Genomic DNA, 3,139 nt, shown 5'->3' on the forward strand with positions numbered 1-3,139 from the left:
GTTGTTTTGGAGAAACTGGCAAATGCTTTTGCCATCGGTAGAGATACTCACGTGGGTGACACGATTATTGGTATTAAAGGAAGAGTTGGTTTTGAAGCTGCTGCTCCGCTTATCATCATCAAAGCACACCATTTGCTAGAGAAACACACTTTAGGAAAATGGCAACAATACTGGAAAGAGCAACTAGGAAACTGGTACGGAATGTTATTTCATGAAGGTCAGTTTTTAGATCCTGTAATGCGTAACATCGAGTCTTTCTTGCAAGACACACAAAAAACGGTTAACGGAAAAGTTTTTGTTACCTTAAAACCTTACCATTTCATCTTGGACGGAATAGAATCTGACAATGATTTAATGAACACTGGTTTTGGTCAATACGGCGAAATGAATAATGCTTGGACATCAGACGATGCGAAAGGATTCATCAAAATTTTGGGGAATGCTCAAAACATCTTTTCGTCTGTAAATAATGAAACGTACGAGTAAAAAATTAACAGTAGAAAGTCAAAAGTCCTGAAGTCGAAAATACTTGGCATCATAAACATTTTTTTATATAAAATCTGAATTCTTATAACCAAGCTCAAGATTTAAAACAATTGACTTTATAAACTTTAAGACATTTGACTTTCGACTTAAAAAAAAAAGATTATGATTAATGTTGGAATAATAGGAGGATCAGGATACACAGCGGGCGAATTAATTAGAATTCTAATGTTTCACCCGAATGCAAAACTCGATTTTGTATACAGTACAACTAATGCAGGAAAACCACTTTCAATTGCACACCAAGATTTGATGGGCGATATCGAAATGAATTTTACTGACACCGTTAATCCTAATGTGGATGTACTTTTCTTGTGTTTAGGTCATGGAAAATCAATTTCGTTTTTAGAAAACAATAAATTTTCGGATGCTACGAAAATTATTGATTTAGGAAACGATTTCCGTTTGACAAAAGACAAGGAATTTGACGGAAAATCATTTGTGTACGGCTTACCTGAACTCAACAAATCCGATATTAAAAAAGCCAATTATATTGCTAATCCTGGTTGTTTTGCAACTGCTATTCAATTAGCCTTATTACCATTAGCAGCTGATGGATTATTGACCGAAGATGTTCACATCAATGCTACTACAGGTAGTACAGGTGCAGGTGTTAGCTTATCAGCAACATCCCATTTTAGTTGGAGAAACAACAATTTCTCGCACTATAAAGCATTCGAACACCAACATTTAGGCGAAATCAATCAAAGTATAAATCAATTACAAGCATCTTATTCTGATGAATTGATTTTTGTTCCTAACAGAGGAGATTTTCCAAGAGGGATTTTTGCCACTTTATACACCAAATCAGAAGAAAGTTTAGAAAACTTGGTTGCTAAATACGAAGCTTTCTATGCTGACCAACCTTTTGTAACGGTAACGACTACGAATATCAATATGAAACAAGTAGTTCAAACTAACAAATGTATTATCAGTTTATTAAAAAAAGGAAACCGGGTTTTGATTACCTCAGTAATTGATAATTTACTCAAAGGTGCTTCTGGTCAAGCCGTTCAAAACATGAATTTAATGTTTGGATTGGATGAAAGAACTGGATTGCATTTGAAACCGTGTGGATTTTAGAAAAAAAGTTAAGGGTTATTAGTTATGTGTTAAGCGGAATAAATCTGCTAAACAACTTCTAACTCCTAACAAATAACATTTAACCTATTTTACAATGAACTTATTTGACGTTTACCCATTATATCCTATTACCCCTGTAAAAGCAGTAGATTGTACCATTACAGACGATAAAGGAATCGAATATTTAGATTTATACTCTGGTCACGGAGTAATTTCTATAGGTCACACCCAACCGGATTATGTGGCTAAAGTTACTGAGCAATTGAATAATTTAAGTTTTTACTCGAATGCGATTCAGAATCCATTACAAGTTGAACTAGCTGAGAAATTAGGAAAAGCATCTGGCTTGACTGATTTCAGTTTGTTTTTATGTAGTTCTGGGGCTGAAGCCAATGAAAACGCTTTGAAAGTAGCTTCTTTTCATACCAATAAAGCAAGAGTTATTGCTTTTGACAACTCCTTTCACGGAAGAACATCTGCGGCGGTTGCAGCAACTGACAATCCGAAAATTGTGGCACCAATCAACGCGCAACAAGTAGTGACGTTCTTGCCGTTAAATCAAATTGATTTGGTAGAAGCTGAATTGAAAAAAGGAGATGTTTGTGCCGTTATCATCGAACCTATTCAAGGTGTTGGTGGTTTAGACCAAGGAACAACCGAATTTTTTCAAGCTTTAGAAAAAGTTTGTGCTGCGAACGATGTTGTTCTAATCTTAGACGAAGTACAATCAGGATACGGAAGAAGTGGAAAGTTTTTTGCTTTTCAACACCACGGAATCAATCCAGATATCATCACAACTGCTAAAGGAATGGGGAACGGTTTCCCTATTGGTGGGGTTTTGATTTCACCTAAATTCAAAGCGAGTTACGGATTGTTAGGAACTACTTTTGGTGGAAGTCATTTGGCTTGTGCTGCGGGTATTGCGGTTCTTGATGTGATTGAAAGCAAAAACTTGATTGAAAATGCTAAAAAAGTAGAAGCCTATTTCCTTGAAGCAATCAAAGTGATTCCTGAAATCATTAAGGTTAAAGGAAGAGGATTGATGCTAGGTGTCGAATTTGATTTTGACGTAAGTGCCTTGAGAAAGAAAATGATTATCGAAAAACATATTTTTACTGGTGGAGCGAACAACAAAAATTTGTTGAGAATTTTACCCCCATTAACGATTACAACGGCGGCAATTGATACTTTTGTAGTAGCGTTGCAAGAGAGTTTGGCTGAGTTGAAGTAAATTAGTCAAAGGTCTTATAGTCTAAAGTACTAAAGTCAACTGCTAATAAAAACACATTTAGAAAAATGAACACATTATTATCCATAGAAAAAAGAAACGCCGTATTGAGTACAATGGCGACACTTTTGGAACAAGAAAGAGAAGCTTTGAATGCCATCAATCAACAAGATTTAGCCAACTACAACGGGGAAGACTTAGCTATGGAGAAACGGTTGCTCGTGGACGATGCTAAGGTGGACGGAATGATACTTTCGGTGCAACAATTGGCGAGTCAAGAAGATC

At 35.9% G+C, this 3,139-nt stretch carries 2 protein-coding genes and 2 pseudogenes; all 4 read left to right on the forward strand.

Annotated features, from left to right (window positions below; translation table 11 throughout):
- A pseudogene (locus WBQ70_RS05685) lies at positions 1–486 on the forward strand (argininosuccinate synthase); the annotation flags it as partial.
- Positions 487–648: 162 nt separating this feature from the next.
- The gene (gene argC, locus WBQ70_RS05690) at positions 649–1,626 is read left to right on the forward strand and encodes an N-acetyl-gamma-glutamyl-phosphate reductase (protein WP_423911571.1); all 978 of its coding nucleotides are present in this window, start codon (positions 649–651) and stop codon (positions 1,624–1,626) included.
- A 94-nt stretch (positions 1,627–1,720) separates the two neighbouring features.
- Positions 1,721–2,857, forward strand: coding sequence for an aspartate aminotransferase family protein (locus WBQ70_RS05695; protein WP_423911573.1), 1,137 nt, complete (start codon positions 1,721–1,723; stop codon positions 2,855–2,857).
- Between the two features lie 65 nt (positions 2,858–2,922).
- Positions 2,923–3,139: pseudogene (locus WBQ70_RS05700) on the forward strand (glutamate-5-semialdehyde dehydrogenase); the annotation flags it as partial.

The sequence above is a fragment of the Flavobacterium sp. genome, assembly GCF_049590715.1.
Classification (GTDB): Bacteria; Bacteroidota; Bacteroidia; order Flavobacteriales; family Flavobacteriaceae; genus Flavobacterium.

Excerpts from the sequence above, each read along its gene's own strand:
- argC (WP_423911571.1), top strand. The coding sequence starts at position 649 with ATGATTAATGTTGGAATAATAGGAGGATCAGGATACACAGCGGGCGAA.
- WBQ70_RS05695 (WP_423911573.1), top strand. The coding sequence starts at position 1,721 with ATGAACTTATTTGACGTTTACCCATTATATCCTATTACCCCTGTAAAA.